Source organism: Actinoallomurus oryzae, from assembly GCF_039541955.1.
In the GTDB taxonomy this organism is placed as follows: Bacteria; Actinomycetota; Actinomycetes; order Streptosporangiales; family Streptosporangiaceae; genus Actinoallomurus; species Actinoallomurus oryzae.
In genome coordinates this window covers 1-26,277 of the sequence record NZ_BAABHF010000012.1, presented here as the reverse complement: position 1 = coordinate 26,277, position 26,277 = coordinate 1, and the positions used below count along the sequence as shown (strand labels likewise).

Annotated in this window: 22 protein-coding genes; 14 read left to right on the top strand and 8 right to left on the bottom strand. The window is 69.4% G+C overall.

Features of this window, described 5'->3' with window-relative positions; translation table 11 throughout:
- Positions 1-241 precede the first annotated feature (241 nt).
- On the bottom strand, positions 242-841 hold the full coding sequence (locus ABEA10_RS07430) for a TetR/AcrR family transcriptional regulator (protein ID WP_345459107.1): 600 nt from the start codon (positions 839-841) through the stop codon (positions 242-244).
- Positions 842-1,027: 186 nt separating this feature from the next.
- On the opposite strand from ABEA10_RS07430, the gene ABEA10_RS07425 reads away from it, so the two are divergent.
- The 6 genes from ABEA10_RS07425 (at position 1,028) to ABEA10_RS07400 (ending at position 9,616) form a co-directional block, all read left to right on the top strand.
- A complete protein-coding gene (locus ABEA10_RS07425; protein WP_345459104.1) occupies positions 1,028-1,969 on the top strand; it encodes an SDR family NAD(P)-dependent oxidoreductase in 942 nt (313 codons plus the stop codon).
- 337 nt (positions 1,970-2,306) lie between these two features.
- Complete coding sequence (locus tag ABEA10_RS07420) at positions 2,307-4,919, top strand: beta propeller repeat protein (RefSeq protein ID WP_345459101.1); 2,613 nt, start codon at positions 2,307-2,309, stop codon at positions 4,917-4,919.
- A 193-nt stretch (positions 4,920-5,112) separates the two neighbouring features.
- Positions 5,113-5,457 (top strand): YciI family protein, encoded by a 345-nt coding sequence (locus ABEA10_RS07415; RefSeq protein ID WP_345459098.1) that lies wholly within the window; start codon positions 5,113-5,115, stop codon positions 5,455-5,457.
- A 184-nt stretch (positions 5,458-5,641) separates the two neighbouring features.
- The gene (locus ABEA10_RS07410; protein WP_345459095.1) at positions 5,642-7,240 is read left to right on the top strand and encodes an MGH1-like glycoside hydrolase domain-containing protein; all 1,599 of its coding nucleotides are present in this window, start codon (positions 5,642-5,644) and stop codon (positions 7,238-7,240) included.
- A 209-nt stretch (positions 7,241-7,449) separates the two neighbouring features.
- Positions 7,450-8,322 (top strand): RNA polymerase sigma-70 factor, encoded by an 873-nt coding sequence (locus ABEA10_RS07405; RefSeq protein ID WP_345459092.1) that lies wholly within the window; start codon positions 7,450-7,452, stop codon positions 8,320-8,322.
- 88 nt (positions 8,323-8,410) lie between these two features.
- Entirely contained in the window at positions 8,411-9,616 is a 1,206-nt protein-coding gene (locus ABEA10_RS07400; RefSeq protein ID WP_345459089.1) for an NAD(P)/FAD-dependent oxidoreductase, read from the top strand.
- 48 nt (positions 9,617-9,664) lie between these two features.
- Here the strand turns inward: ABEA10_RS07400 and ABEA10_RS07395 are convergent, their stop codons facing one another.
- A complete protein-coding gene (locus ABEA10_RS07395; RefSeq protein WP_345459085.1) occupies positions 9,665-10,231 on the bottom strand; it encodes a TetR/AcrR family transcriptional regulator in 567 nt (188 codons plus the stop codon).
- A 117-nt stretch (positions 10,232-10,348) separates the two neighbouring features.
- Between ABEA10_RS07395 and budC the strand changes: the two genes are divergently transcribed.
- A complete protein-coding gene (gene budC, locus ABEA10_RS07390) occupies positions 10,349-11,110 on the top strand; it encodes a meso-2,3-butanediol dehydrogenase (protein ID WP_345459082.1) in 762 nt (253 codons plus the stop codon).
- Between the two features lie 11 nt (positions 11,111-11,121).
- Entirely contained in the window at positions 11,122-12,093 is a 972-nt protein-coding gene (locus ABEA10_RS07385) for an alpha/beta hydrolase fold domain-containing protein (RefSeq protein ID WP_345459079.1), read from the top strand.
- A gap of 248 nt (positions 12,094-12,341) precedes the next feature.
- Here the strand turns inward: ABEA10_RS07385 and ABEA10_RS07380 are convergent, their stop codons facing one another.
- Genes ABEA10_RS07380 through ABEA10_RS07370 form a run of 3 tightly spaced genes read right to left on the bottom strand, consistent with a single transcriptional unit; the run spans position 12,342 to position 15,372 of the window.
- Positions 12,342-12,968 (bottom strand): NADPH-dependent FMN reductase, encoded by a 627-nt coding sequence (locus tag ABEA10_RS07380; RefSeq protein ID WP_345459076.1) that lies wholly within the window; start codon positions 12,966-12,968, stop codon positions 12,342-12,344.
- On the bottom strand, positions 12,965-13,924 hold the full coding sequence (locus ABEA10_RS07375) for a zinc-binding dehydrogenase (RefSeq protein WP_345459073.1): 960 nt from the start codon (positions 13,922-13,924) through the stop codon (positions 12,965-12,967). Before ABEA10_RS07375 ends, ABEA10_RS07380 begins: the two co-directional genes overlap by 4 nt.
- Positions 13,912-15,372, bottom strand: coding sequence for a DHA2 family efflux MFS transporter permease subunit (locus ABEA10_RS07370; protein WP_345459070.1), 1,461 nt, complete (start codon positions 15,370-15,372; stop codon positions 13,912-13,914). Before ABEA10_RS07370 ends, ABEA10_RS07375 begins: the two co-directional genes overlap by 13 nt.
- 58 nt (positions 15,373-15,430) lie before the next feature.
- Between ABEA10_RS07370 and ABEA10_RS07365 the strand changes: the two genes are divergently transcribed.
- Positions 15,431-15,922 (top strand): MarR family winged helix-turn-helix transcriptional regulator, encoded by a 492-nt coding sequence (locus ABEA10_RS07365; protein WP_345459067.1) that lies wholly within the window; start codon positions 15,431-15,433, stop codon positions 15,920-15,922.
- Between the two features lie 1,341 nt (positions 15,923-17,263).
- Entirely contained in the window at positions 17,264-17,341 is a 78-nt protein-coding gene (locus tag ABEA10_RS51030; RefSeq protein ID WP_425550885.1) for a DUF397 domain-containing protein, read from the top strand.
- Positions 17,342-17,959: 618 nt separating this feature from the next.
- Here the strand turns inward: ABEA10_RS51030 and ABEA10_RS07360 are convergent.
- Positions 17,960-19,177 carry an RNA polymerase sigma factor gene (locus ABEA10_RS07360; RefSeq protein ID WP_345459064.1) on the bottom strand — a complete coding sequence of 406 codons (1,218 nt, stop codon included), beginning with the start codon at positions 19,175-19,177 and terminating at the stop codon, positions 17,960-17,962.
- A 42-nt stretch (positions 19,178-19,219) separates the two neighbouring features.
- The gene (locus ABEA10_RS07355; protein ID WP_345459061.1) at positions 19,220-19,612 is read right to left on the bottom strand and encodes a YciI family protein; all 393 of its coding nucleotides are present in this window, start codon (positions 19,610-19,612) and stop codon (positions 19,220-19,222) included.
- A gap of 325 nt (positions 19,613-19,937) precedes the next feature.
- Between ABEA10_RS07355 and ABEA10_RS07350 the strand changes: the two genes are divergently transcribed.
- From ABEA10_RS07350 to ABEA10_RS07340, 3 genes are read left to right on the top strand one after another with little or no spacing between them, the layout of a single operon-like run.
- Complete coding sequence (locus tag ABEA10_RS07350; RefSeq protein WP_345459058.1) at positions 19,938-20,624, top strand: response regulator transcription factor; 687 nt, start codon at positions 19,938-19,940, stop codon at positions 20,622-20,624.
- Positions 20,625-20,671: 47 nt separating this feature from the next.
- Entirely contained in the window at positions 20,672-21,661 is a 990-nt protein-coding gene (locus ABEA10_RS07345) for a HAMP domain-containing sensor histidine kinase (protein WP_345459055.1), read from the top strand.
- On the top strand, positions 21,658-23,244 hold the full coding sequence (locus ABEA10_RS07340) for a DUF4153 domain-containing protein (RefSeq protein WP_345459052.1): 1,587 nt from the start codon (positions 21,658-21,660) through the stop codon (positions 23,242-23,244). The genes ABEA10_RS07345 and ABEA10_RS07340 overlap by 4 nt, the downstream gene beginning before the upstream one ends.
- Before the next feature lie 151 nt (positions 23,245-23,395).
- Here the strand turns inward: ABEA10_RS07340 and ABEA10_RS07335 are convergent, their stop codons facing one another.
- Positions 23,396-24,337: an aldo/keto reductase gene (locus ABEA10_RS07335; RefSeq protein WP_425550882.1), complete on the bottom strand. Its 942-nt coding sequence runs from the start codon at positions 24,335-24,337 to the stop codon at positions 23,396-23,398.
- A gap of 46 nt (positions 24,338-24,383) precedes the next feature.
- Here ABEA10_RS07335 and pdxR point away from each other — a divergent pair, with 46 nt between their 5' ends.
- A complete protein-coding gene (pdxR, locus tag ABEA10_RS07330) occupies positions 24,384-25,820 on the top strand; it encodes a MocR-like pyridoxine biosynthesis transcription factor PdxR (protein ID WP_345459043.1) in 1,437 nt (478 codons plus the stop codon).
- Positions 25,821-26,277: the final 457 nt, after the last annotated feature.

The window sequence follows — 26,277 nt, the reverse complement described above, 5'->3', positions numbered from 1 at the left end:
GCCGTCGCCGTCCGCGGCGCGCCTCACACCGCCGACCGTGGCCGGGCGACGCCCGCACATCGTCGAATGGCCACGGCGGCGGCCTCCGGGTTCGTGGCGTGGGAAGCCCGCCGCTTCGCCGTGCTCAGAAGACCGGGACGTTCTGGACTTTGCCGAACGGGCCACCGTCGAAGGTGACGGTCTTGCGGAATTGACCGGTGCCGCTTTTCTGCAAAAAGAACGCGTCGGTCGGAAGCCTTGGTCAGTGGCGTTGGCCGGCTTTATTGGACGGCTCGGGCCAGCCGGACTCGAGAAGGGCGAAGATGGCGTTCAGCGCCGCCAGGGGGTCGGACTCCGCACCCGCGAGTTCGGGAATTTCCAGGACGTAGCGGGCGAGAGCACGGACGGTCATGTCGGAGGAGTCCCGGCCGCTCTCGGCGGCGATCGCCTCGGCCAGGACTCGCTCACCGGCTATCCAGAGCTTGCGTGAGTATTCCCGCAGGGCGGGCGTGCCGACGATCAGGTCGCGCTTGCGCCGCAGCTCGGGCGAGAGGTCGTCGGTGAAGGGTCCCCGGGCCGCCATGCAGCGGCGCAGGGCTTCCAGCACCGACCGACCAGGGGGACGATCACGGACCGCGGCGACCAGCCACGTGTGTCGTTCGGCACCGTCGTCGAAGATCAGCGCTTCTTTGCCGTCCGGCACGTGCGCGAAGAGCGTGGCGACGGAGACGTCCGCCTCATCGGCGATCTGCGCGACGGTGACGCCGTCGTACCCGTGCTCGCAGAACAGCCGCAACGCGGCCTCCGACAACGCCCGGCGCGTCTGCGCCTTCTTGCGCTCACGGCGTCCCGTCGTCGGCATGTCCTCATCGTACCGTGACCTAGACCAACTCTGAATTCATAGCGACTATACTTTTAGAGTGAGTCTAGATTCATGCTGACGGCGAGGGCCTGATCAAGTGACTCGGAGCCGGCCCCTGTGTCCCGCCATGGGCGCCGACGGCGCCGGCTCGGACCGACCAGCCATCAAAGAGTGAGGAGCCGGAGAATGCCCCTTCTCCACCGCCCAGCATCCTGGGACGTACGACACCTGCCGCGCGCCGAGGGCAAGAACTTCCTCGTGACCGGCGGCAACGCGGGCATCGGATACTTCGTCGCCGAGCAGCTCGCCGCCACCGGCGCCACCGTCATCATCGCCGGCCGTGACCCCGCCAGGGCCGAGTCCGCACAGGCCTCGATCCAGACCCGCGTCCACGGAGCGCGCGTTCGTCACGTCCGCCTGGACCTCGCCGACCTCCCCTCGGTCAAAGCCTGCGCGGACGCACTGGAGCTGGAAAGGCTGGACGCAGTCGTCTGCAACGCCGGCGTGCTGCTCGACCAGCCGCCACGTCGCGAAACCAGAGACGGCAACGAGCTGATGTTCGCCACCAACCACCTGGGACACTTCGCACTGATCGCGTGGCTCGCACCCCTGCTGACGGCGACACCCGCGAGCCGGGTCGTCACCACCGGCAGCTTCACGGCGAAGTCGGAGACCCTGGACCTTGACGATCTGCAGAGCACGCGCGACTACCGGCCGAAGCGCACCTACGTACGATCCAAACTCGCGCAGATGCTCTTCGGCTTCGAACTCGACCGCCGCCTGCGCGCGGCCGGCGGCGCGACGCTGAGTGTGGTCACCCACCCCGGCGGCGCACTCGACTCCCTCACCCCTTCACGCCCGCCGATCCACGTCCGAACCACCGGCGAACGCCTACGCGCCCTGCCCGCCGGCCTTCTGTTGCAGGGCAAGCAGGCCGCCGCCTGGCCCGCCGTCCGAGCCGCCCTCGACCCGTCCGTACGCGGTGGCCAGCTGTGGGGTCCTCGGGTGTTCGGAATCCGCGGCCGACCCGTTCTCGAACCCGTCCGGGGCCACTTGGCCGACCCCGTACTCGCGGCGCGCCTGTGGGCCGCGACCGCCGACCTGACCGGCCTCGAGCCAAGTATTTGAAAGCCGCCGAACGAATAGATATTTCACCCTTAAAAACGCATGGAACTCCCCCGTTTTCAACACCGCCGCGGACCATAAAAACGTTACCCAGAAACGACGAGTGGCATGAACCGGCCACCCGCGATGCTCTGATCAGCCGATCCACCGCACGTTCACCTCGCACACCACACAGACGCGAATAACGACCCACATTTTCTCTTGGCAGCGAACGAAGAAATAGGTAGCGTGCCGCTGCCCCACTTCTTGGGTTCACCAAACCCACTTGGATCGGTATGGAGGTCAGATGCGCTTTCTGACCACGCGGCGTAACAGTGCCGTATTCATTTCGCTGGCGGGCATGGCTGCGGCACTCCTGTGGTCGAGTCCCCCGGTCGGCGCCGAGCCGTCCCCGGGTTCCTCCCACGTCAAGGAGGCCGGCGACGAGTCGGCCGAGCTCATGGAGGCCCTGGAGTCGTACGGCGAGCCTCGTCTGTCGCCGAACGGCACCGTCCAACCCGGTGCCTATGGCGCGGCCTGGCAGCACATCAAGGGCATGCCGGTGCGCTCGGCGTCCTACAAGGAGGTCACCACCCAGCCGTTCAACTCCGACGCCCTGCACTTCAGGGACCGCAGCGCCGCCAACTCCGGTGGCGGCGCCGGCCACTCGTCCGGCCGCGTCGCAGCGATGGCGGTCGACCCCGGCCATCCCGGCGTGGTCTACGTGGGCGGCGCCGACGGCGGCGTTTTCCGCTCCAGCGACGACGGCAAGACCTGGACGCCCATCGCGGACCACCTCCCGGCCCTGTCCGTCGGCTCGCTGGCGGTCATGCCCGACGGGTCGCTCTGGCTCGGCACCGGTGAGGCCACGACCGCGTACGAGAACTACGTCGGCTCGGGTGTGTACCGGCTCGCCGACCCGTCGAGGGGAACGTTCACCGAGGCCGACCAGGTGGGTGGCGACGAGCTGCAGAGTTCGTCCATTCACGAACTGCGCCTGGACGCGGAGGCGGGCTATGTCTTCGCGGTGACGTCCCGCGGCGTCTTCCGGCGTCCGCTGAACGCCGGCCAGACGAGCGCCTGGCAGAAGGTGCTCGCACCGTGCGCCGGCGTCGGCATCACTGGGATCTCCTGCGGCACCACCGAGTTCTACGCCGACATCGCAGGCGACCTCGTCGTCCAGCCGGGCAGCGGCGGAAGGTCGCTGGTCGCGAACGTGGCCTGGCGCAGCGGCGCGTCGTACAACGGCTTCTACTACTCCAACGACGCCGGCCTCACGTGGAAGCTCGCGAACCCGACCGGCGCGATCAACCCCAAGGAGATCGGCAACGCGACGTTCGCGTACGCCGGTGACGGCAGCAAGCTGTACGTCGTCATGGAGTCGCCCGCCCTGCTCAACAAGGGCGCGAGCACCGCGCTGGCCGGGGTCTACGTGTCTCCGAACGGCGACATCGCCGGCCCGTACCACCAGATCGCGACGTCCAGCGTCCTGGCCAACAGCGGCTCGGCGATGAAGCGCACCGAGATCGGCCCGGGCTACCAGCCGGGCGTTCAGGCCTGGTACGACCAGTCGCTCGGTGTCGACCCGTCCAACCCCGACCACCTTTACCTGGGGCTGGAAGAGGTCTATGAGACCTGGGACGGCGGCGCCACCTGGCAGACGGTCGGCCGGTACTGGAACTTCGGGATGTCGTGCTTCAGCTACACGCCGGCGCAGAACACCTGTGACGGCAACGTCATGCACTCCGACCAGCACGCGCTGGCGTTCAGCGACTGGAGCGGCAGGGCGCCCGAGGTGTACGTCGGCAATGACGGCGGCGCGTACGCCAGGCCCATCGCCCAGAAGACGCCGGGCTGGCGCAATCTGAACGCGAGCGGCACCCTGCGTACGCTGCAGTACTACTCGGTCGGGGCCGGCTCCCTGCCCAGCGGCGGGGACGCCGTCTGGGGCGGTCTGCAGGACAACGGTGTGGCGATGGCGAGCCCCACCGGCTCGACGTACACCTACACCTACCCGGGAACGACCACCCCGGTCACCGAGAACCTCAACCCGAACGGTGAGATGACCGAGCCGTTCGGCGGCGACGGCGGCGACCAGCTGGTCAACCCGAAGAACGGCTGCCAGACCGTCGGCGAGTACACCGACCTGACGCTGCAGATGACCAACAACTGCGGCTACACGGCGAACGACGACGGTACGCCGTCGGCGATCGTCAACATCGCCCCCAGTGACCCCACCCCACGGTTCATCGCCCCGTTCGCGGCCGACTCGGCCGACACGGGCTACTGGGTGGCCGGCGGCGAGTACGTCTGGGCCAACACCAAGACCTGGGCGAGCACGTCGGGCGCCGACTGGCAGAAGCTGTACGACACGGGCGCCGGCCGGTCGATCACGGCCATCGCCAGCCAGAAGCGTGTGGCCTGGGCCGCCTGGTGCGGTTCCTGTGACGCCGGCAGTTCCTTCGGCCGCGGCATCGCCACCGACTACGGCGGCGACTGGCATCAGCTGAGCCTGCCGGGCGACTTCCCGAACCGCTACATTCAGGGCCTGACGATCGACCCGTCCGACCCGACGGGAGCGACCGTCTACGTCACCCTCTCGGGTTTCTCCCGGCACTGGAACGAAGGCCCGGGCGCCGGCTACGGCCACATCTGGCGCACGACCGACGGCGGCAAGACCTGGACCGACGTCAGCGGCAGCGACACGGCCGCCGACTCGTTCCCCGACGCTCCCGCCAACCGGCTGTTCGTCGCCCGAGACGGCTCTCTGACGGTCGCCAGCGACCTCGGCGTGTTCGTCGACGACGTCAAGGCCGACGGCCTGGGCCACTGGAAGCGACTCGGCCCGGCGGACATCACCTCCTCGGCCAACCTGCCCACGTCCGCCGCCGTCTACCTCAGCCCGAGCCCGGACGGCGGCACGCTCTACATCGCCACCCACGGACGCGGTATCTGGTCGACGCCGACGCCCTGACCACCGCTCAACGGCGGACGGCTCCGCCCCCGAAGTGCCGGGGGCGGAGCCGTCGTCATACCGCGGTTCACGCCGAGAGCAGACCCCGGCGGCTGACCCTGGTGGACCGAGTGCCGGACGCACCGATGAATTGAGGACGCGAGGGAAGTCACTACTGACGACCGGTCCGAGACGAACCAAAGGAGGACCCGCGATGGCGAAATTCGTGACCATCGGATATGGCGACCAGGAAGGTTACGACCGAACCGACGCGGCGGTCCGCGACCGGGCCCACGCGCACGACTCTCGCCTGCGTGCGGCAGGAGCCGATATGGGGATCGCCGGCTCGCCCGTACAGGTGCGAAACCATGATGGTGCCGGCATGAGCGTGGAGAGCGGATCGTTCATGTCGTCGGCTCTTCCAGTCGCCGGGTTCATGATCATTGAAGCGGAAACGCTGGAGGAGGCCGTCCAGCTCGTATCAATGACCCCCTGCGCCGTCGCACACGGTGTTGTCGAGGTCTGGCCGTTGCGGGAAACGCCGGAGGCCGACGGATAGACGCCGCAAGAGGGCGATCACGGACGACATGCCTCCCGACCGACCACGCGAGCCGTACGGCCGGCCGCACTGGGGGTCGTCTCCCGGGCCGCCTGAGGGCTTTACCGCGGAAACTTCCGGAAACGGCCAAATTAGCCCGATTTCAGGGCTATCTGACCTGACAACGTTGTCATACGATCCGCGCATGGCGCCCTCCGATCAGAGTCAAGGAACTTCCCGACGCGCGTTCCTCTCCGCGAACGGAACGCTCGCAGCGGCCACCGTGCTGGTCCCCCAGAGCCGCGCCGCCGCAGCCGAACCACCCCCGACCGGCCGGGCACGCAGGGTGGAGTTCAGCATGCCCTCGCTGTCCTTCCGGGACGCCGGCCGGCAGAACTCCCTGGGCAGGCTCTACGAAGCGGCGCTGACGGGGCTGATCGGCATCAACACCGTCTACGCGACCCCGGCGGTCTACGACCGCGCCGGACTCGTCGACTATCCCCCGGGGGCGTTCGTACGCGCAGGAGGCGGCTATCCGTCGCCGCAGCGGTGGACGCGCGACGCCGCCGTCAACGCCTGGAACGCGGCCAGCCTGCTGGGCCCGATGGTGGGGGCCAACACGCTCTGGGCGGTGATCGACCGTCAGGAGCACGACGGTCTCATCGTCCAGCAGGACAACCAGTGGTGGGACCAGGTCGTCTGGGTGGTCGCCGCCTGGAACCACTACGCGATCACCGGCGACCGGCACTTTCTCGCGAATGCCTACCAGGCGTCGGCGAACACGCTGGCGGCCCGCAAGGCGCGGAACTTCAACACCGACTTCGGGCTGTTCGCCGGACCGTCGTTCATGAACGACGGTATCGCCGGATACCCCAGCCCGCCCTGGGCGGACGGCGTCGGCTCGTCGTTCGTGCTCGACTACCCGCACGCGGACGAACTGATGTGCCTGTCCACGAACTGCCTCTACTACGGCGCGCTCACCGCGTTGGCGGGAATGGCCGACCAGGTGGGCCGGTCCGGCGAGGCCGGCGGGTATCGGAACGACGCGCGGGCGCTGCGACAGGCGATCAACCGTCACCTCTGGCGGGAGAATCCCGGCAGCTACGGTTATCTCATCCATGGCGGCGACACCCACGCCGGCGAACTCGACCCGTCCCAGGAAGGCGCCGGCCTCGCCTTCGCGGTGCTGTGCGGCGTCGCCGACGCGCGGCGGACCAGGCTGCTGCTGAACAACGCGCACTGGCAGCCACGGGGCATCGTGAACGTCTGGCCGCACTTCCCGAGGTTCAGCGACGACCGGCCCGGACGGCACAACGTCATGGTGTGGCCGATGGTGCACAGCATGTTCGGGCACGCCGCGGCCGCCGGCGGACGGACCGACCTGTTCGAGCGCGCTGTCACCGACCTGGCGAGCCTCGTCGGTGACAGCGACGACAACTTCTACGAGCTGTACAACTCGCTGACCGGGGCGGTGGACGGCGGCTGGCAGACGGGGAACGACTCGCGGTGGACGTCCCAGCCCGACCAGGCCTGGTCGGCCTCCGGATACCTGCGGCTGATCTACTCCGGCCTGTTCGGCCTGACGTTCGGGCCGGACCAGCTGAGCATCTCCCCGACCCTGCCTCCGGCCTGGGGCGACGTCGGTCTGTACGGCGTGCCCTATCGCGACGCGACGCTCGACATCACCCTGACCGGCGCCGGCAACCGGGTGCGCTCGTGCACCGTCGACGGCCGCTCGAGCCGACCGGTGATCCCCGCGTCCGTAACCGGCCATCACACCGTGCACATCGTGCTGGAGACCTGAGGCTCCGTCCCGGCGTACACCAGCGCGCGAGCACGGCTCACCCACCACGGACCGTTGGCCCGCACGCCCACCCGGTCCAGCACCGGCCGGGCGATCAGCAGCAGACCACACCGCGGCGTACTGTCTGAAGATGCCTCTGCGGACCGACAGGCAGATCGAGGACGCGGCGGTCGGCTTGGGTCATCGAGGTCGGGAAGCGGACGGGGTGCATGGACCAACTCGCTGAGTTCGCGGAGAACCGGCCGCGGCTGCTCGGTCTGGCGTACCGGATGCTCGGGGAGGCCTCCGAGGCCGAGGACGTTCTGCAGGACGCCTACCTGCGCTGGGCGAGAACCGGGCCGGTCGAGGTCCCGGCGGCATGGCTGACCAAGGTCGTGACGAACCTGTGCCTGAGCCGCCTCGGCTCGGCCCGCGTCCGCAGAGAGACGTACGTGGGGCCATGGCTACCCGAGCCGGTGTTCACCACCGGCGGCCAGTTCGGCCCGCTGGAACAGGTCGAGCAACGGGAATCACTGTCGTTGGGCGTCCTCGTCCTGCTGGAGCGGCTGACACCTCCCGAGCGCGCGGCGTTCGTGCTCCGGGAGGCGTTCGGCTACCGGCACCGGGAGGTCGCCGACGTGCTGGACATGGACGAGGCGCATGCGCGGCAGCTCTACCGGCGTGCCCGTGAGCACGTGGGCGAGCCCCGGCGGCGGTTCACCGCCAGCCCCGGACACCGCGAGGAGCTCGTGCGCCGCTTCCTGGCCGCGGCGCTGGAGGGTGACGTAGCCGGCCTGGAGGGGCTGCTCGCCGAGGACGTCGTCGCCTGGTCGGACGGCGGCGGCAAGGTCTCGGCCGCGCGACGACCGGTCGAGGGGCGGCCCGCGGTGGCGCGCCTGTTCATCGGGCTGGCCGCCCACCCGCGCGCGACCCGCATGGACGTTTCGATCCGGACGGTCAATGGCGAGCCGGCGATCGTGGTGCACGAGGCCGGCGACCTGTACATGATCGTGTGCCTCGAGGCCAACGACGGCCGGGTGACCGGTCTGCGCAGCGTTCTCAACCCCGACAAGCTCGCCTTCGCGGCGGCGCAGCAGGTGTGAGCACCGTCACTGGGCGCGGTCGTCACGAATCGGCGGGCCTGTCGAGTCACTCCCTCGACAGGACATCGTCGGCGAAGGGATCAGTGAGATGGCGGCGCGCATTCTGGTTCTCGGTGCGGGCTATGCGGGATTGGTCGCGGCCGGGCTGACCGCGCGACTCCGGAACGCCCGGGTGACGCTGGTCAACGCGAGCGATCGGTTCGTGGAACGGGTGCGGCTGCACCAGGTCGCGACGGGGCAGTGGGTACGGATGCGGCCGATCGCGGAGCTGCTCGGCGACGCGCCCGTGGATTTCGTCGTCGGCCGGGTCACCGCGATCGACGCCGCGCGGCGCGAGGCTGAGCTGGCCGATGGGCGGCGGCTCGGCTACGACATCTTGATCTATGCGTTGGGCAGCATGTCCGACGGTGGCGGCGTGCCCGGGGCGGCGGAGCATGCCTACCCGGTCGCCGTCGCGGAGGACGCCGCGCGGCTGCGGGAGCGGCTCACCGCCGGCGGCACGGTCGCGGTGGTCGGCGGCGGGTTGACGGGGATCGAGGCGGCGGCCGAGCTGGCGGAGACGCCCCCAAAGCGGACGGTGCGGTTGCTGACCGCCGATCAGCTGGGCGCGGCGCTGTCCGAACGGGGCCGCAGACACGTGCGGCGCGTGTTCACCCGGCTCGGCGTAGAGATCCGAGATGGCGTGCGGGTCGCCGAGGTGCGCGCGGACGGTCTGGTTCTGGACGGGGGTGAGCACGTGCCCGCGGACACCGTCGTGTGGGCCACGGGTTTCCGGGTGCCGGACCTGGCCCGCGACGCGGGATTCGCGGTGGACGGGCACGGGCGAATGCTCGTGGATCGGGCATTGCGCTCGGTATCGAATCCGGAGGTGTACGCGATCGGCGACGCGGCCGTGATGCAGCGGCCGGACAGGCAGGAGCTTCGCATGGCGTGTGCCACCGCGTTGCCGTCCGCGCGGCATGTGGCGCGCGCGGTGGGCGACGAGCTGGCCGGACGCGAGCCGGGTGCCTTCCGGTTCCGGTACGTCAACCAGTGCATCAGCCTGGGACGGCGGAACGCGCTGGTGCAGTACGTGCGGGCGGATGACAGTCCAGTGGAGTTCGTCCTCACCGGCCGGATCGCCGCGCTGTACAAGGAGGTGATCGTGCGCGGCGCTCTCGCCGCGCAACGCCACCCCACCCTCGTCGCGCTCACCCCCGGCGGTGGACCGTCGTCCCGCCGCCGGACCGAGGGCTCCCGCACCGACGGCGCGGCCGATCCGGCGCCGGGTCATTCGCAGGAAGCGCACAGTTAATACGGCGGCGGGCCTGGCCAATCAGTCTGTGGCCGATCTCTCAGCCGCTCACTTCAGGGCGTTCGCGGCCAGGCGCAGATCGGTGAAGGCCCGGTCGAGATGGGTGTGCAGGTCGTCCGTACGATCGGCCCTCCACCGGCGGATGGCGATCGAGTAGGCGTCCATGCCCACTTGGGCGCACAGGGCCGCGAGCGGCTCGGCGACGCCGCGGGCCCGCAGGGCGTCGGTGAGCGCGGCGACCAGGGCCGCGCTCTTGGCCAGCGCCCGTTCCTGCAGAGCCGGCGTGGCGACGATGACCGGCGCCCGCCGCTCGGTGACCGGGAGGTTGCGTTCGATCAGCGGCACGACCTGGTGGAACGCGGCCCGCAGAGTGGGCAGCGGTTTGGTGCCGGCCGGCACCATCGCGACCGCGCCGGTCAGCAGGTCCCGTAGCTCCGCCTCGCCGTCGAAGAAGACCTCACGCTTGTCGGCGAAGTGGCGGAAGAAGGTCCGCTCGGTGACACCGGCGCGGGCGGCGATGTCCCCGGTCGTGGTCTTGTCGTAGCCACGCTCCAGATACAGGTCGAGCGCGGCCTCCTGCAGCCGCAGCCGCACTGCATCCCCGTTCCGTGGCACGGCTCCGACTCTACCACGAGTCGTCAGTTACTGACGCTACTTGCGTCAGTAACTGACTCAAAGTACCGTCAGTCTCTGACATAGTTGGTGTCAGGAACTGACGAAAAGAAGGCCTTCATGGAACAGCGTTTCACCGGCAGGACGGTCGTCGTCACCGGCGCCAGCTCCGGCATCGGCGACGGCATCGCCCGGCGGTTCGCCGCCGAAGGGGCCAACCTCGTCCTCGCCGCGCGGCGCAAGGACCGGCTGGAGGCCCTCGCGGCCGAGATCGGCACCCACCGCGCGCTCCCGGTCGCCACCGACGTCACCAGCCAGGACGACGTACAGGCGATGATCGACGCCGGCGCGGCCCGGTTCGGCGGCATCGACGTCCTGGTCTCCAACGCCGGCGTCGGCCTCGGCAAGGAGTTCGCGGAGACGACGCCGGCGGACTGGCGGCTGGTCATGAGCACCGACGTCGACAGCTGCTTCTTCGGCGCGCAGGCGGCGCTGCCGTACCTGAAGGAGAGTCGCGGCAGCATCGTCCAGATCGCCTCCGCCTCCGGCCTCGGCGGCGACCGCCGGCTCACCGCCTACAACGCGGCCAAGGGCGCGGTCGTGAACTTCACCCGCGGGCTCGCCTTCGATCTCGGCCAGTTCGGCATCCGGGTGAACACCGTCGCCCCGTCACTGACCGGACCGGAGGAGCTGGCGACGACGCACGCCGACATGATCGAACGCTTCAACCAGCGCCGGGCGCTCGCCGGCTTCAGCACCCCAGCCGACGTCGCCGCTGCGGTCAGCTTCCTGGCCTCGGACGACGCCCGTTTCATCACCGGCACGATCCTGCCCGTCGACGGCGGCATCACCGCCGGCAGCGGCCAGCCCTCCCTTTTCTGAAAGGACCTCCCATGCCTGGAACCAACGACGCGCTCGACCCTGAACTCGCCGCCGCGTTCGCCGAAATGCCCAAGGCCGCGAACGGCACCCTGCTCGAACTCTCCGACATCCCGGGCCTGCGCGCGCAATACCGCGCGGCACGCGCGCACCTGCCCGCGACCCCGCCGGACCCCCGGGTCACGATCGAGACCCTGCGCATCCCCCGGGACGACCGGACCGAACTCGAGGTGGTCCTGTACCGCCCGGCCGACGCCGAGCACACCCTCCCGGCGCTGGTCTGGTTCCACGCCGGCGCCCAGGTCCTCGGCGACGACGCCCGCGACGACGACGCGTACCACACCGCCCTGGCCCTGGACCTCGACTGCGTCCTGGCCGCCGTCGTCTACCGGCTCGCCCCGGAGACCCCGGCTCCCGGCGCCGCCGAGGACGGCTACCTGGCCTACACCCACCTCGCCGAGCACGCCGCCGAGCACCGGATCGACCCGCACCGGATCGGTCTCGCCGGCGCCAGCGGCGGCGGAGCGCCCGCCGCGGCCACCGCACTCATGGTGCGCGACCGGCAAGCTCCGCGGCCGTGCTCGCTGTCCCTGCTCTACCCGATGCTCGACGACCGCCTCGAGACACCGTCGATCTCCGAGACCATCTCCGAGGTCGTCTTCGCCCACCCGGACATCCGGCTCGCCTGGGCCGCGGTCCTGGGTGACCGGTTCGGCACGGACGACGTGCACCCGTACTCCGCACCCGGCCGGGCCACCGACCTCACCGACCTGCCGGACACCTTCGTCGCCGTCGCCCAGTTCGACCTGCTGCGGGACGAGGGCATCGGCTTCGCCCGCCGGCTGATCGCCGCCGGCGTGCCGGTCGACCTGCACCTCTACGCCCGCGCGTTCCACGCCTGGGACCGCTTCGCTGCCGCGTCGACCCTGACCCGCTCGTTCGAGCAGACCTGGCACACCTTCCTCCGCCGCCACCTACACGGCTGAGTTGCCAGGGGCTGAGCTCTGCCCTCAATGGTGCGGCGGGTGATGTAGCACGGATTCGGGGGCAGGAGGCCACACGGACGAGGGCGACGAGGGAGAAGCGTGGCCGGCTTGGCGATCGCCGCCGCGAGCAACGCCGCTGCTGGTCCTCGCGTCGCGGCGGATCGCGGCATACAGGTCGACTCGGAGGGTCATCCCGAGTCCTTCACGCCCGCCCGCCTTGTCCATCGCTACTCCGAGGGGTCAGCCGCTTATTGGCCGGGGTATGTCTGCGTGGCTCGCGCGTTCGCGAGTGCGGTGGCCCACCACGTCATTTCGGCGAGGAGGCGGTCGGCCGCGTCGCTGGCCGCTGCCGGGTCGGGTGGCTTTCCCGTCTCATTGAACGCGCCGTGGGGGTTGTGGAAGCTGAGCGTCTCCCTCAGGGTCGCGGCACGAAGTTCGGCAAAGACCAGGCGTAGGTGTTCGATGGAACGCAGGCCCCCGGATACGCCGCCGTAGCCGATGAACGAGATGGGCCGACCGGCCCACTCGGTGTGAAAGTGGTCGATGAAGTTCTTCAGTGTGCCGGGGTAGCTGTGGTTGTACTCAGGGGTCACGATCACGATCCCGTCGGCGGCTTCGATCTCGGTGCCGGCATGCTTGCGGAGTCGCTGTTGCGCTGAGGTGCTGGTTCCGATGTGGGCGGGGATGTCCAGGTCGGTCAGGTCGATGTGACTGGTCTTGAACGCCGGGTGTCCATCGACGTGGTCGAGGAACCAGGAGGCAACCTGGTGGCCGAATCGCTGGGGTCGCGTGCTCGCGGTGATCACGAGCATCCGCAGCTCGGATGCCGTCTGGGTCGACGCGCCGGGGGCCATGGTCTTTGGTGGCGTGGTCATGGCAGGAGAAGTGTCTTTCCGATGGTGGCGCGGGATTCGATGGCGGCGTGGGCGTCGGCAGCCTGGTCGAGTGAGAAGGTCTGTCCGACGGTGGGTCGGATGGTGCCCTGGGCGGCGAGCTCGAGAGCCCGTTCAGTCAGGTCGAACATGCCTGTCGCGCCGATGGCCGAGAGACCGACCAGCGTGACACCGCGTTCGGCTGCTGCGGTCTCGTCGATCGTTCCCCAGCTTCCGCCGGCCGCACCGTGGGACAGGTAGCGGCCGCCTCGTCGGACGAGGGGGAACAGGGCGCTGGTGGTGTCGGCGCCGACACCGTCGAAGACGACGTCGACCCCGTCGTCGGCCACGGCGTGGATGCGGGAGGGCCAGTCGTGGTCGCGGTAGTTAATGATCGAATCGGCGCCGAGGTCGCTGGCGTGGTCGAGTTTGGTACGGCTTCCTGCGAGGGCGATCACTCGTGCGCCGGATGCCTTGGCGAGTTGGACGAGGATGCTCCCGACACCGCCGGCGGCGGCGGTGACGATCACTGTCTCGTTTGAGGAGATTCCTGCGGCCTGGTGCAGGCCGACGGCGGTTCGACCGTCTGCCAGCAGTGCGGTCGCGTCACGGAGACTGAGCCGGTCGGGAATACGGTGTAGATCTTCGGTGGCCGCGGTGGCGAGGCTGGCGTAGCCACCGCGACCCCCGGTCGTGGTGACGACACGGGTGCCGATCCAGGCTGGGTCCACACCTGGCCCGACCCGGTCGATGGTGCCACCGACGCCATTGCCGAGGATGACCGGAAACGTCGCAGGCGACGCAACAGAACTGCCGGCACGGATGAGGGTGTCGATGAAGGTGATCGCTGCGACCTCGACGGCAACACGTACCTGCCCCGAGTTGGGCTCGGGGTCGGGCAGAGTGACCGGGTGCAGTACCTCCGGGGTTCCGGGATGGTTGGCGATTACGGCTCGCATGCGGCGGTCCTCGATTCGGGTTTTGGGCGGTCGATGGGTGGCGGCATCGGTGGCGTGGCAGGCAGGAAGAACACGACGACGAGGACGAGGGCGAGGAAGCCGAGCACGCATGTGAAGGTGTACACGAACGCTCGGTTGACGGCGCCCTGCCCGGCAGTTGCGTCGATGGCGGCGAGCTGCTGGTGGAGGATGCTTGCGATAACAACGGTGCCGAGTGAGGCGCCGACGCGCTGGACGATGTTCAGCAGGCTCGTAGCCCGGGGGATCGCCTTGGGCTGGACATCGCGGTAGCTCGTGGCCGAGACGGCAACCCCGATTGCGCCAATCCCGGCCCCCAACGCCACCAGTCCAGCGGACAGGACGAACAGGGATGCGTCGCCCGCGACGACGAACACCGAGACGCCAATTGCGGCCGGCATCGCCCCGGCGATCGCGACGATTCGTGGGCCGAGGCGATCGGCCCACCGTCCCGCGACCCAGAGTCCGGCCATCAGCCCCAGGCCTTGGGGAGCCAACAGCAGACCGACCTGGGAGATGGGAACGCCGCGGGCCTGCTGGTAGAACAGCGGCAGGAGCAGCATCGGGCCGTACAGGCACGCTCCTGACAGGAGCATCAGCACAGTCGCGATGCAGAACGACCGAAGGCGCAACAGCCTCAGGTCGATGATCGCGCGGTCGCCGCGGCTCCTGGAGTGCAGGACGAATCCGACGAGCAGCCCCATCCCGACGGCCAGCAGTCCGATCGGCCCTGCAGATCCACTCGACAACCCATCGATTGCCGACAAGCTAGCCAGGACCGCGACGATCGCCGGAATCATCAGCAACGCACCGGCCCAGTCCAGCCCTGCCGAGCCGCGATGGGCGGTCACGTCCAGGTGACGGCGGGCCAGCGCGATCGCGAGCAGGCAGAGAGGGATGTTGACCAGGAAGATCCACCGCCAGCCGAGGGACCCGAGGATCAACCCACCCAGCACCGGGCCGAGGATCGGCGCGAGCTGCCCGGGGATGCCGATCATCCCCATGACCCGGCCCATCCGCTGCGGCCCGGCGGCACCGGCCAGGATCGCCTGGACCAGGGGAAGGATGAGTCCGCCCCCGAGCCCCTGGATGACCCGAGCGACGATCAGGCTCTCGATGGACCAGGCGAGCCCACACAGCACCGAGCCGAGCAGGAACAGCGACAGCGTCGCCAGCCAGACCCGCCGGGCACCCCAGCGGTCGGTCAGCCAGCCCATCATCGGGATCGCTGCCGCCATCGCAAGCAGGTAGCCGGTCGTAACCCACTGCGCTGTTGAGACCGTCGTGCCGAACGCACGGGTCAGGTCATCGATCGCGACGGCCACGATCGTCGTGTCCAGCAACGCGACCGACGCCCCGACCAGCAGCACGCCCATCAGACGCAGCAGGCCCCGGTCGAGGCGCACGGCGGCCACGGCAGTTGTTGGCATGCCAACAGAGTAGGGGCCTCATTGCTGGTATGCCAACAATCTCGCTATCCTGTGACTTGTGACTGGTTCGCCGGATGACCCCAAGGCCGCACCGGCGGCGAGGCCGCACGTCGGCACCAGCATCGAAGGCGCCCCTATCGGGTCGCTGCTGCTTCAGGTCCTCCGCGCCCACGCGCGAGTGGGAACCGAGCTCCTGAAGAAGGCAGGAGTCGCGCCGCCACACGAGATCGTGCTGCTCTACCTCGACACCCACGGCCCTGTGCAGCAAACCGACCTCGTCCACTACATGGGCCGCGACCGCTCAACCGTCACTGCCACACTCCAGGCGATGGAGCGAGCTGGGCTCGTCGCTCGCACCTCGTCCCCGTCTGACAAGCGCGCCATGATCGTTCAGCTCTCCCGCAAGGGCCGCTCCGCCGTCCCACGCGCCCGGGCGGCATGGCACGAACTCGAACGCCGCACCGCAAGTGCCCTCACGCCGAAGCAGCAGGCCGACTTGATAGACGCGCTATCCACCATCCGCGACGCGCTCAACGACCCCACGGGCTAGTACGACACGGCACGAGCGACCTGAGCGTCGGCGTAGCACTCGCGATCATCGAGGAACGGTCAGGCCAGTCGGCCAGGTCGATTCGTCGACACCGGTAATAGCCGCAGCCTGACGGCGGACATCCGCCCCACCACGATCGACGCTCCCTCGGGCGTGGTGTCGGCTCACCTGCCGAAAAGGAATCCGGGTTATGATCGGCGGCCGATCCGGCACCTGCAGTTCACTTCTCACCGCGCTCGAACCATCAGACCGCAGGTCGGCGACGCTGACCCAGTTTTTAGTCTCGTAGGCTGCATCTGGGCTCTCCGGCGATGCGTGCCTATTCGATGCATCTATGATCGATGGTGAACGCCGCCGGCTGCCGGTCTTTTTCCCCATGAGAGCGGTAATGGCTATGTTGCTACCACGCTCAGCGAGGACCCGGCACAAGAAGCCGCGCAGATAGGCACGCCTAGCCAGACCCCCGGTTTCTTGTAGATCCAGTTCGAGACTCCGCTCCCGACAACCCGAGTTCGTCCCTACCAGCCCATTAGGCTGCCACCGGCAAGGACGGGCATCATGCCGTCCGGTTCGCAAGCGTCCCCTCCCCGGGGCACGATCAACACCAGCCGCTCCACTCACCGGGCCGGATAAAGTTTCGAGTTGCAGACCTCAATCCAGCATTATGTAAATCTCCCCTGTCGGGTAGTGTTTTCCTGAGATTTTCGGAGTACTGTTTTACGCACTCGGGAACGACGATATGTTCGTTCTCAAGAGTGACTCCGAAGGCGACTACACGCTGGCCCCCGGAAGCACTCGAAGCGACCCGTCCATGGGTGGAGCCTGATGCGCAGCACACGCGCCGCGGTACGACGAGGCAGCCGTACAGCTCTTCCCATCCCAGGGGTCCGCGGCCGCGCGTCCACACAGTCGGCGATCATGCATGTAACTGACCCCACCGACCGGCGCCCCAGTCCGACCTGCATGGATCTGACACATACAGCTTGCCCGTGCCGGATGGCGGTGATCGGCAATACAGGGCCACGGCTCGTTTTGCTCAGCGACCGTCCGCCGTCGTCGGCTAGGCGACAACATCGCGATAGCTGATCGACCACTCACGCCGGTCGCTTATGGGCGAGCCATTCGGCATCTCCACACGACCACGAGGTCAACGTGGATTCCAGTCTGCTGCCGCTCGACGCTGACCGGACCTCCACGAGGTGATGGGCACCCCGGCCGAGGCTGACCGACATCGGCCGGGGATCTCGCACGCATCTCGGGGGCTTCCCGTCTCTCGCGATTCCAGTACCCCGTTCACAACCCGGGATCGCGGATGCCAACCGCGACGAAAGGAGGTTAACCATGCACTACGACTGGCAGAAGAGCAGCCGGAGCGGCAACGGCGGCAACTGCGTCGAGGTCGCCGCCGTACGTGCCTGACACCCGCCGTGTGGGGAGAGCCCCGTCTCTTATCAGACGGGGTTCTCTTCAAAGGTGGCCGTTCAGTCAGCTGCGGGCACCGGAACCCCAGCGGCCAGTCGTTACAGGGTCCCATTGCCGTCCCGTGCGTCCGGACCTGGGACCGGGGCGGCGTGCCGACGAACGATCAGGTCGCGGTGCCGGCACAGCACCGCGTAGGGTGCTGCTTCGCCCGTCGGACCGGATACTCCAGCGGCATGGTGTTCGCGCCGGCAAGGGACGATGGAGGTGGCGCAGAGGCGATCGTGGCCGATTCTTCGCGGACTGCGAGTCCCAGAAGAGTTTGTGCATGGCGTGCGCCACGTCGCTGCCGGTCGATGGAGCGGGTTTGTCGCCGATGATGCATGATCAGATACGCGTGTGCTGCTCGGCATCCCAGCGACGACCCGGGCCCGCAAGGGCACAGGTCGCCAGAGTCGGGTGGGCCTGATGACCCGTCCGGCGCTCGTGCTCGCCGTCCTGAGGTTGGCCCTGACACAGGGGGAGCCATACGCCGGGGGTGTCATGGTCCTGTCCCTCCTCGCAAGTGCGCCTCCTTTTCCGACAGCACCGCGGGGGGCCGTGAGGGGGCGGAGGTGACTAGCAGGCCAGCCGGCGCAGTCGCCGGTTGAGATAGCGCTGCTCCGGCAGGCTCGTCGTCAGCTGCGCGGCCCGCCGGTAATTCTCGGCCGCGGCCGCCACATCGCCGTTCAGCTCCAGCAGATGGGCACGTACGGCGTACAGCCGGTGATGCCGCTGCATCGCGGGATCGGTCAGCAGCGGATCGAGCAGGGCCAAGCCGACCGTCGGGCCGTGGGCCATCGCCACGGCGACGGCATGGTTGAGCGTCACGGTCGCGGCAGGAGCGACTCGGCTCAGCATGTCGTAGAGGACGCTGATCTGCATCCAGTCGGTGGCCTGATAGGTCGGTGCCTCCGCGTGGACTGCGGCGATCGCCGCCTGGATCTGGTACCGGCCGACGTGCCCCCGCGGCAGCGTCTCCTCCAACAGCGCGACGCCCTCGGCGATCAGACCGCGCCGCCAGCGGGAGCGGTCCTGCTCGGCCAGCGGCACCAGATCACCGGCAGAGTCGGTCCGCGCCGGCAGCCGCGCGTGCGTCAGCAGCATCAGCGCCAGTGCGCCGGTCACCTCGTCATGGTCGGGCAGTGCGACGTGCACCTGACGGGTGAGCCGGATCGCCTCCTCGGCGAGCTCGACGTCGACCAGTGTCTCGCCGGAGGTGCGCGTGTAGCCCTCCGTGAACACCAGGTGGCAGACGTCGAGCACGGCTGCGACCCGGGCCGGCAGTTCCTCGTCCGACGGCATCGCGAACCGTGCGCCTGCGCCACGCAGCGTCGCGCGGGCGCGGCTGATGCGCTGGGTCATCGTACGGGCCGGCACCAGATACGCGGCCGCGATCTGCTCCACGCTCAACCCGGCCACCGCTCGCAGGCTGAGCGCCACCTGCGACGGCCGGCTCAGCGCAGGATGACAGCACAGGAAGAGCAGGCGGGTCGTGTCGTCGACCTCGCTTCCGGGAACTTCGTCCGCTCCAGGCGCCACGCCGTCGTCATCCGGCCGTCGTGCCAGGTCCAGTGCCTCGCGGCGGGCGCGGGCCGACTCGGCCCGCGCCCGGTCGATCAGGCGCCGCGAGGCGACCCGGATCAGCCACGCCCTCGGATTGTCCGGAACCCCGTCGACGGGCCACTGGGAAGCAGCGGCCTCCGCGGCTTCCTGGGCCGCGTCCTCGCAGTCGCCGAGGTCGCCGTACCTCCGCAGAAGCGCGCCGAGAACGTGTGGCGCCTCCCGACGCCACACGTCCGCGAGTATCCGCTGCACCATACGATCCGCCTGAGACCGCTACTGGTCGTCGCCGCCCGGCCACATCCCCGGCCGCAGTTCCACCGTCTCTCCGGGGCCGGCGAACTTCGCGGCGACCGCTTCTGCGCGAGCCCGGTCCTCAACGTCGATGAGGAAGAACCCGGCCAGATGCTCCTTGGCCTCCGAGTACGGGCCGTCGCTCGCCAGTGGGGAGCCGTCCTGCCACCGGTACAGCCGTGCCGCCGCGGGGTCGCCGAGCGCCTCGCCGCCGATCAGTTCGCCATTGGCCTGCAGCTCGGACATCACCTGCTCGAATTCGGCGTTCAGCCGCTTGCGCACATCGTCGGGCAGTCCCTGGTGAGCAGCGAGGTAGTCGCTGGTGGGGTGCCCCCACGGCTGCGGATTGGAGTGGATGAGGATCACGTACTTCATGGCTGTCAGCTCTCGTCTCGTACGACGGCCGCTCCGTCGCTCGACTGGGACGTCGGTGCGGACTCGCCGATGTCGACACTATCCAGGACTTCGACGACGCAGCGGGGTCGCCTGCGCTGCTCGGGCACGGGGCTGGTGGGCCAGGCGCCATGATGGCGCGACACACCTGCCGGGCTTGGAGCATCGGCTCGATGCGATGTAGGCCCACGGCGCGTGAGGATGACTTCCCCATCGTTCAATTGCGCAGCGGCGACGGACGCAATCTTCACAGAATCCCCACAGATCGTCCGCGTGATCTCCGCGACGGGCTTCTAGTGTCGCGGTCATGCAACGGATCCTTGTGGTCGAGGACGAGCCCACGATCGCCCAGGCGGTCGCCGCCCGCCTGGGCGCCGAAGGCTTTGAGGTGCGGGTGGTGGCCGACGGCCCGGCCGCGGTCGAGGAGTTTCGGGCGTATGGCCCCGATCTGGTGCTTCTCGATCTCATGCTGCCAGGCTTGGACGGGCTAGAAGTCTGCCGTCGCATCCAGGCCGAGCGGCCGGTCCCGGTCCTGATGCTGACCGCGCGGGATGATGAGACCGATCTGCTCGTCGGGCTGGCGGTGGGAGCCGACGATTATCTGACCAAGCCCTTCAGCATGCGTGAGTTGACGGCTCGGATCCGGACGCTGCTGCGCCGGGTGGAACACGCCGCCGCGCTGGCGGCAGCGGCGCCCGTCCGGGATGTCGTACGGCTCGGTCCGCTGGAGATCGACCGGGCCGCCCGCAAGGTCGCGGTGGACGGGGAACCCGTGCACCTCACGCCCACCGAGTACGCACTGCTCGACAGCCTGGCCCGTGCGCCGGGGACCGTGCTGACCCGGGCGGTCCTGCTCGAACAGGTGTGGGACTGGGCCGACGGCGCCGGAACCCGGGTGGTCGACAGCCACATCAAGGCGCTGCGCCGCAAGCTCGGCGCGGACCTCATCCGTACCGTCCACAGCGTCGGCTACGCCTTGGAGACCACTCCATGAACCTCCTCCGGCGGTTGTGGACGGCGTTGCCCCGGCCCCTGGACCCAATGCGGTCCATCAAGATCAAGCTCGGTCTCCTGGCCGTCTGCAACGCCTGCGTCGGTGGGCTGATGATCGTGTGGGGGTACGGCCTGGGCTTCCGGGGCCGAATCACGCTGCCCGTCGCGCTGCTGATCTCCGTCTTGGTGACCCAGATCCTGGCACACGGTATGACCTCGCCGTTGCGCGAGATGACGGCCGCGGCCCGGGCGATGGCGCGCGGCGACTACCGCCGCCGGGTGCGGGCGACCTCTCGGGACGAGGTCGGCGAGCTGGGCCGGGCCTTCAACCGGATGGCCGCCGATCTCGCCGAGGTGGAACAACACCGCCGGGAATTCGTTGCGAACGTGTCCCATGAGCTCCGCACTCCCATCACCGCCCTGCGGGCGGTCCTGGAGAACGTCGCGGACGGCATCACCCCCGCCACCTCGGAGGTGATCGAAGGAGCCCTGGCGCAGACCGAACGCCTTGGCCGTCTGGTCACCCAGCTACTGGACCTGTCCCGCGTCGAGGCCGGCGCGGTCTCTCTGGACCTGGCGTGCTTCGAGATCGGCCCGTTCCTCGAGGCCGCCGTCGCGGACGCCAAGGCCGCCCACCCCGATCCGGTCTTCACGGTACGGGCCGAATCCGGTCTCACCGTTCACGCGGACCGCGACCGCCTGCACCAGGTCGTCGCCAACCTGCTCGACAACGCGGCCCGGCACAGCCCGCCCGGCGGCGCGGTCACGGTGACCGCCAAGCCGCAGGCCGACACGCTTCTCCTGCAAGTACGGGACGAGGGCCCCGGTATCCCGGCCGAAGAACGGGGACAGGTCTTCGAACGCTTCTCCCGAGGCTCCGCCTCACAGGTCGGTTCCCCTGGCGGCGGAACCGGCCTGGGACTCGCCATCGCCCGCTGGGCGGTGGACCTGCACGGCGGACAGATCGCCGTGGCCGACTCCCCGACCGGCTGCTTCATCCGCGTCGTACTTCCGCAACCTCCCGGAGGATCGTCATGACCGATCTCCCGCAGCCTCCTGGGCCGGATTCCTCCTCCACACCACCCCCGTGGAAACAGCCCGGCCAGGCCCACGCCGACCCGGTTCCGCCCATGCCGTCCAGGGTGGCCTGGTCCGAGCCGGCCGCGGTGGCCGGGGCACCGCGGAACCGGCCACCGGTCCGGCCGCTGCTGGTGGAGTGGCCCAGGGCACCGCGGCCGGTCTCTCCGGCGACGGCGGCCGGGGCGGCGGTGGCGGGGACGCTGGCCGCGACGTGTTTCCCCGGACGACCGGGCCTGAACGTGCTGATCGTAGGGGTGGCCATGCTGGCCACGCTGTTCCCGGTGGCTCGCCGCAGCCGTACGTCGCTGGTGTTCGGTGCGCTCGCGGTCGCGCTGCTGGCGCTGCCCGCCCTGGTGGACGCCGGCTGGGTGACCGCCCTGGCGATCGCGCTGGCCGTGCCGCTCGGCTCGTACGCCCTCACCGGCGGTCGCTCCTGGATCGACCTGCTCGGTGGGGGGTGCGCGCTCCTGCTGGCCGTCCCGCACTCGGTGCCCTGGGCGGGTCGCGGCCTGGCCGGGCTCGCGGGAGGCGGGAGGCGGCCGACCCGGCGAATGGTCGGCTCCCTCCTCATCGCCGGCACGCTGCTCGGGGTGTTCGGTGCGCTGTTCGCCGCTGCGGACGTCGCGTTCAGCCGGGCCATCAGCGGGCTGATTCCCGATCTTTCGGTGGGGCCGCTGCTCCTGCGCGTCCTCATCTTCGGCTGTATCACCGCCGTCGTCCTGACCGGAGCATTCCTCGCCGTCGCCCCGCCACGGTTCAACCGGCTGCCCGCGGCCTCCCATGTCGGCCGTGCTCCGTGGGTCGTCCCGATCGCCGCGCTCGACCTGCTGTTCCTCGGCTTCGTCGCGGTCCAGGCCGACGTGCTGCTGGCCTCCGACAAGGACCGCCTGCTGCGATCCACCGGCCTGTCGTACGCGGAGTACGCGAGGCAGGGCTTCTGGCAGCTTCTGATCGTCACCGGCCTGGTCCTGATGGTCGTGGCCGTCGCCGTCAGATACGCCCCGATGAAGAACCGGGCGGACCGCACCACCGTCCGCACACTCCTCGGCCTGCTGTGCATGCTGACCCTGGTAATCGTCGCGGTGGCACTGCGCCGGCTGTACCTCTACGAGGAGGCGTACGGCTGGACCAGGCTGCGGCTGTGGGTGCACGCCTTCGAGCTCTGGATGGGCCTGGTCATCGTGCTCATCGCCATCGCCGGCATCTACCTCAGGGCGGCCTGGCTGCCCCGCGCGATCGCCACGAGTGGAGCGATCGGCCTGCTGGCCCTGGGCCTGCTCAACCCGGACGCTTTCATCGCCGCCCGCGACGTGCACCATTTCCGACACACCGGCAATGCCGACCTCTCCTACCTGTCCGGCCTGTCCGCCGACGCGGCCCCCGCCCTTGACCGCCTGCCCGAACCACAGCGCTCCTGCGCCTTGCACCACGTCGCCGACGCCCTCCAGCACGGCGACTCATGGACCGGCCTCAACCTGTCCCGTGCACAGGCCCGCGCCCTGCTCCGGCGCCACCCGATCCAGCGGTCACTCACGTGCTGACAGGCGACCGGCCCGCAAGGGCACAGGTCGCCGGAGTCGAGTGGACATAACGACCGTCGCCCTCTGCCGCGCCGGTAGTCATATCACCCGACGGCGTAGGAGCAGGACTTCGGCCCGCGCGCCTGGATGCCGATTGTCGTGTCCTAACAGGTCACACTGCGGAGTCCAGGCGTTCGCGCTGTTCGGCGGTCAACTCCAGTGACACACCCGCGACCGCCTCGTTCAGCTGTTCGACCGTGCTGACGCCGACGATCGGCGTGGCGGCCGGGTTTCCTCCGGTCAGCCACGCCAGCACTACTTGGTTGCGGTTCGTGCCGGTCTCGGTGGCGATCTCGTCGAGCACCGTGAGGCGGCGTGCGGTGCCGGGGTGGTCGTACTCCGCTGGGAGCGGCTTGTCCGCACGGGTGTAGCTGCCGCTCAGCAGCGGGGTGTACGCCCACAGCGCCATATCCGTGTGGTGTTCCAGGTAGTGGAGCACCTCGTCGGTGACCGCACCGAACCGGTGCACCACGGTGGGCTGGGTGCCTGGGCGCGGTTGCAGGTACGTGTGGTGCTGCTGCACCGCGGTGAAGCCCGCACTGCCGTTGGCCTGCGCGATCTGCCGTGCCCGCTCGACCTGCCAGACGGGGTAGTTGGAACAGCCGAGGCGGCTGACTGTACCTGCGGACACGAGCTCGTCGAAGGCGGCAACCGTCTCTTCCAGCGGTGTGGCCGGATCGGGCTTGTGGGCCCAGTACAGCTCGATGTGGTCAGTACCGAGCCGTCGGAGACTGCCCTCGATCCCGCTCTTGACGGCCCCGCCGGAGAGTCCCTCGGCCCTCTCCGGGAACCCCCCGGCCACGGTCGGCTCGCAGCCCACCTTCGTGCTGATCTTGACGCGGTCGCGGACGCCTGGGCGGCGTGTTAGCCAGCGCCCGAGCAAGGCCTCGCTCTGCCCGCCGAAGCCGCTCGGGTCCGCCCAGAAGGCATAGCAGTTGGCGGTGTCGATCCAGACGCCTCCGGCGTCCACGAAGCGGTCCAGGAGCTCGAACGACCGGCGCTCGTCCTGGACCGTGCCGAAGAACATGGAACCAAGAGTCAAATTGTCGATCACGTCCATCAAGGTAGGCGGATTCGGATCGGCGGTACGCTCCAATCTTGTGTCTGTTTCCCAGACCAATTTCGCATGGGCGACGCTGCTGGACGTCCGCCCTCCAGAGCGCGGCCGACGCCGCCTGCACGATCGCCTGGCTCACGCGCTCCGCACCGCGATCCGGGACGGCCGGCTGGTCGAGGGCGCTGCCGTGCCACCGAGCCGAGCGCTCGCTGAAGAACTCGGCTGCTCCCGGTGGGTCGTGACAGAGGCGTACGCGCAACTCATCGCGGAGGGTTACCTCTCCGCCCAGGTGGGTTCCGCCACCCGTGTCTCGTGGACACCGGACACCGCGCCGCCACAGCCGCACGCGCGACACGCACCGGCGCGGCCACCGACCCGGTACGACCTCGCGCCCGGCCTGCCCGATCTCCGGGCGTTTCCGCGCCGGCGCTGGGCGGACGCCGTCCGCGCGGTCACCGGCTCGGCACTCCACGATGACCTCGGCCTGCCCGACCCCGCCGGGCACGCGGTACTGCGTACCACCATCGCGCAGTACCTGCGGCGCTCGCGTGGCGCGGACGCACACGTCGCGTCCGTGGCCGTGTGCGCGGGCATCACCGACGGTCTGGTCCGCGCGTGCCGGGCGCTGCGCGCCGAGGGGATCACCGACCTGGCCGTGGAAGATCCGGGTTGGGGACGGCTGCGAGACGCCGCGACGAGCGCCGGCCTGCGCGCGCACCCGGTGCCCGTGGACCATGACGGCCTTCGCGTCGACGACCTCGTGCATACCCCGGCCCGGGCCGTCATCGTCGGCGCAGCGCACCAGTTTCCCACGTGCACGGTGCTATCCCCGGCACGCCGGGCCCGTCTGGTGCGCTGGGCCCGCGAGGTCGACGGCTTCCTCATCGAGGACGACTACGATGCCGAGTTCCGCTACGACCGCCACCCGATCGCCGTCATGCAGGGCATGGATCCGAGCCGGGTCTTTCTCCTCGGCTCGGTCAGCAAGACGCTGTCGCCGGCCCTCGGCCTGGGCTGGCTGGTCGCGCCTGCAGCGATGACCTCGGCACTCCGCGCAGCGAACCTCGTCGCCGTCGCACCTCCGGTGCTGGACCAACTCGCGCTCGCCACGTTCATCGACCGTGGGTGGTACGACGCCCACCTCCGAGCGGCGCGGCGGCGGTTCCGCGCCCGCCGCGACCTGCTCGTCCGGACACTTGGCGCCCAGGTGCCGGAAGGCCGGGTCGCCGGCACCGCCGCCGGGCTGCACATCCTGCTACACCTACCGGACGGCACCGACACCCGCGCGGCGGTCCAGGCCGCTGCCGCCACCGGGCTCCGCTTGGCGGACCTCGACGACTACCGCGCGAAGCGATCGACGGAGAACGCGCTCGTCCTCGGGTACGGCAACATCAGCGACACGGAAATCCCCCCGGCCGTCACGCTCCTCCGCGAAGCGCTGCGTCCAGCCATCCCGCGGTCACGGCCAGACGCACACTGACAGACCTCGGACGGCGCGCCGAACAACCGAATTTCCTGATCAGTGACCGGTCCTCCTCCGAACCTGAGCGGAAGGGGCCAGAGACCGACACGAACTTGCGTCAACGTCCCGGCCCTCCTCCGACAACAACCCGCGGGGGGCTGTGGGGGGCGGAGCCCCTCACATCGGGGGTTCCAGGGGGTCGCCCCCCTGGGCAGAAACGACGAAGGACCAGCGGGAAAGGCGACAAAGTCGCCGACCACACCGGTCCCAGGTCCGCAGTGGACCTAACGGCCGCTTACTCGAACACGAAGGACCAGGTCACAATAGTGCGGCGAAAGCTTGGCAGGCTGCGCGGAAGGGAGCAAGTCATCAGCAGCCCACACCACATGGCTCTGTAACGGCATCACAAGCTACTCTCTGATGTTGCCCCGGTCTTGTGGACACCTGATCGCTTGGGACGATGGGTCCCGGGAGG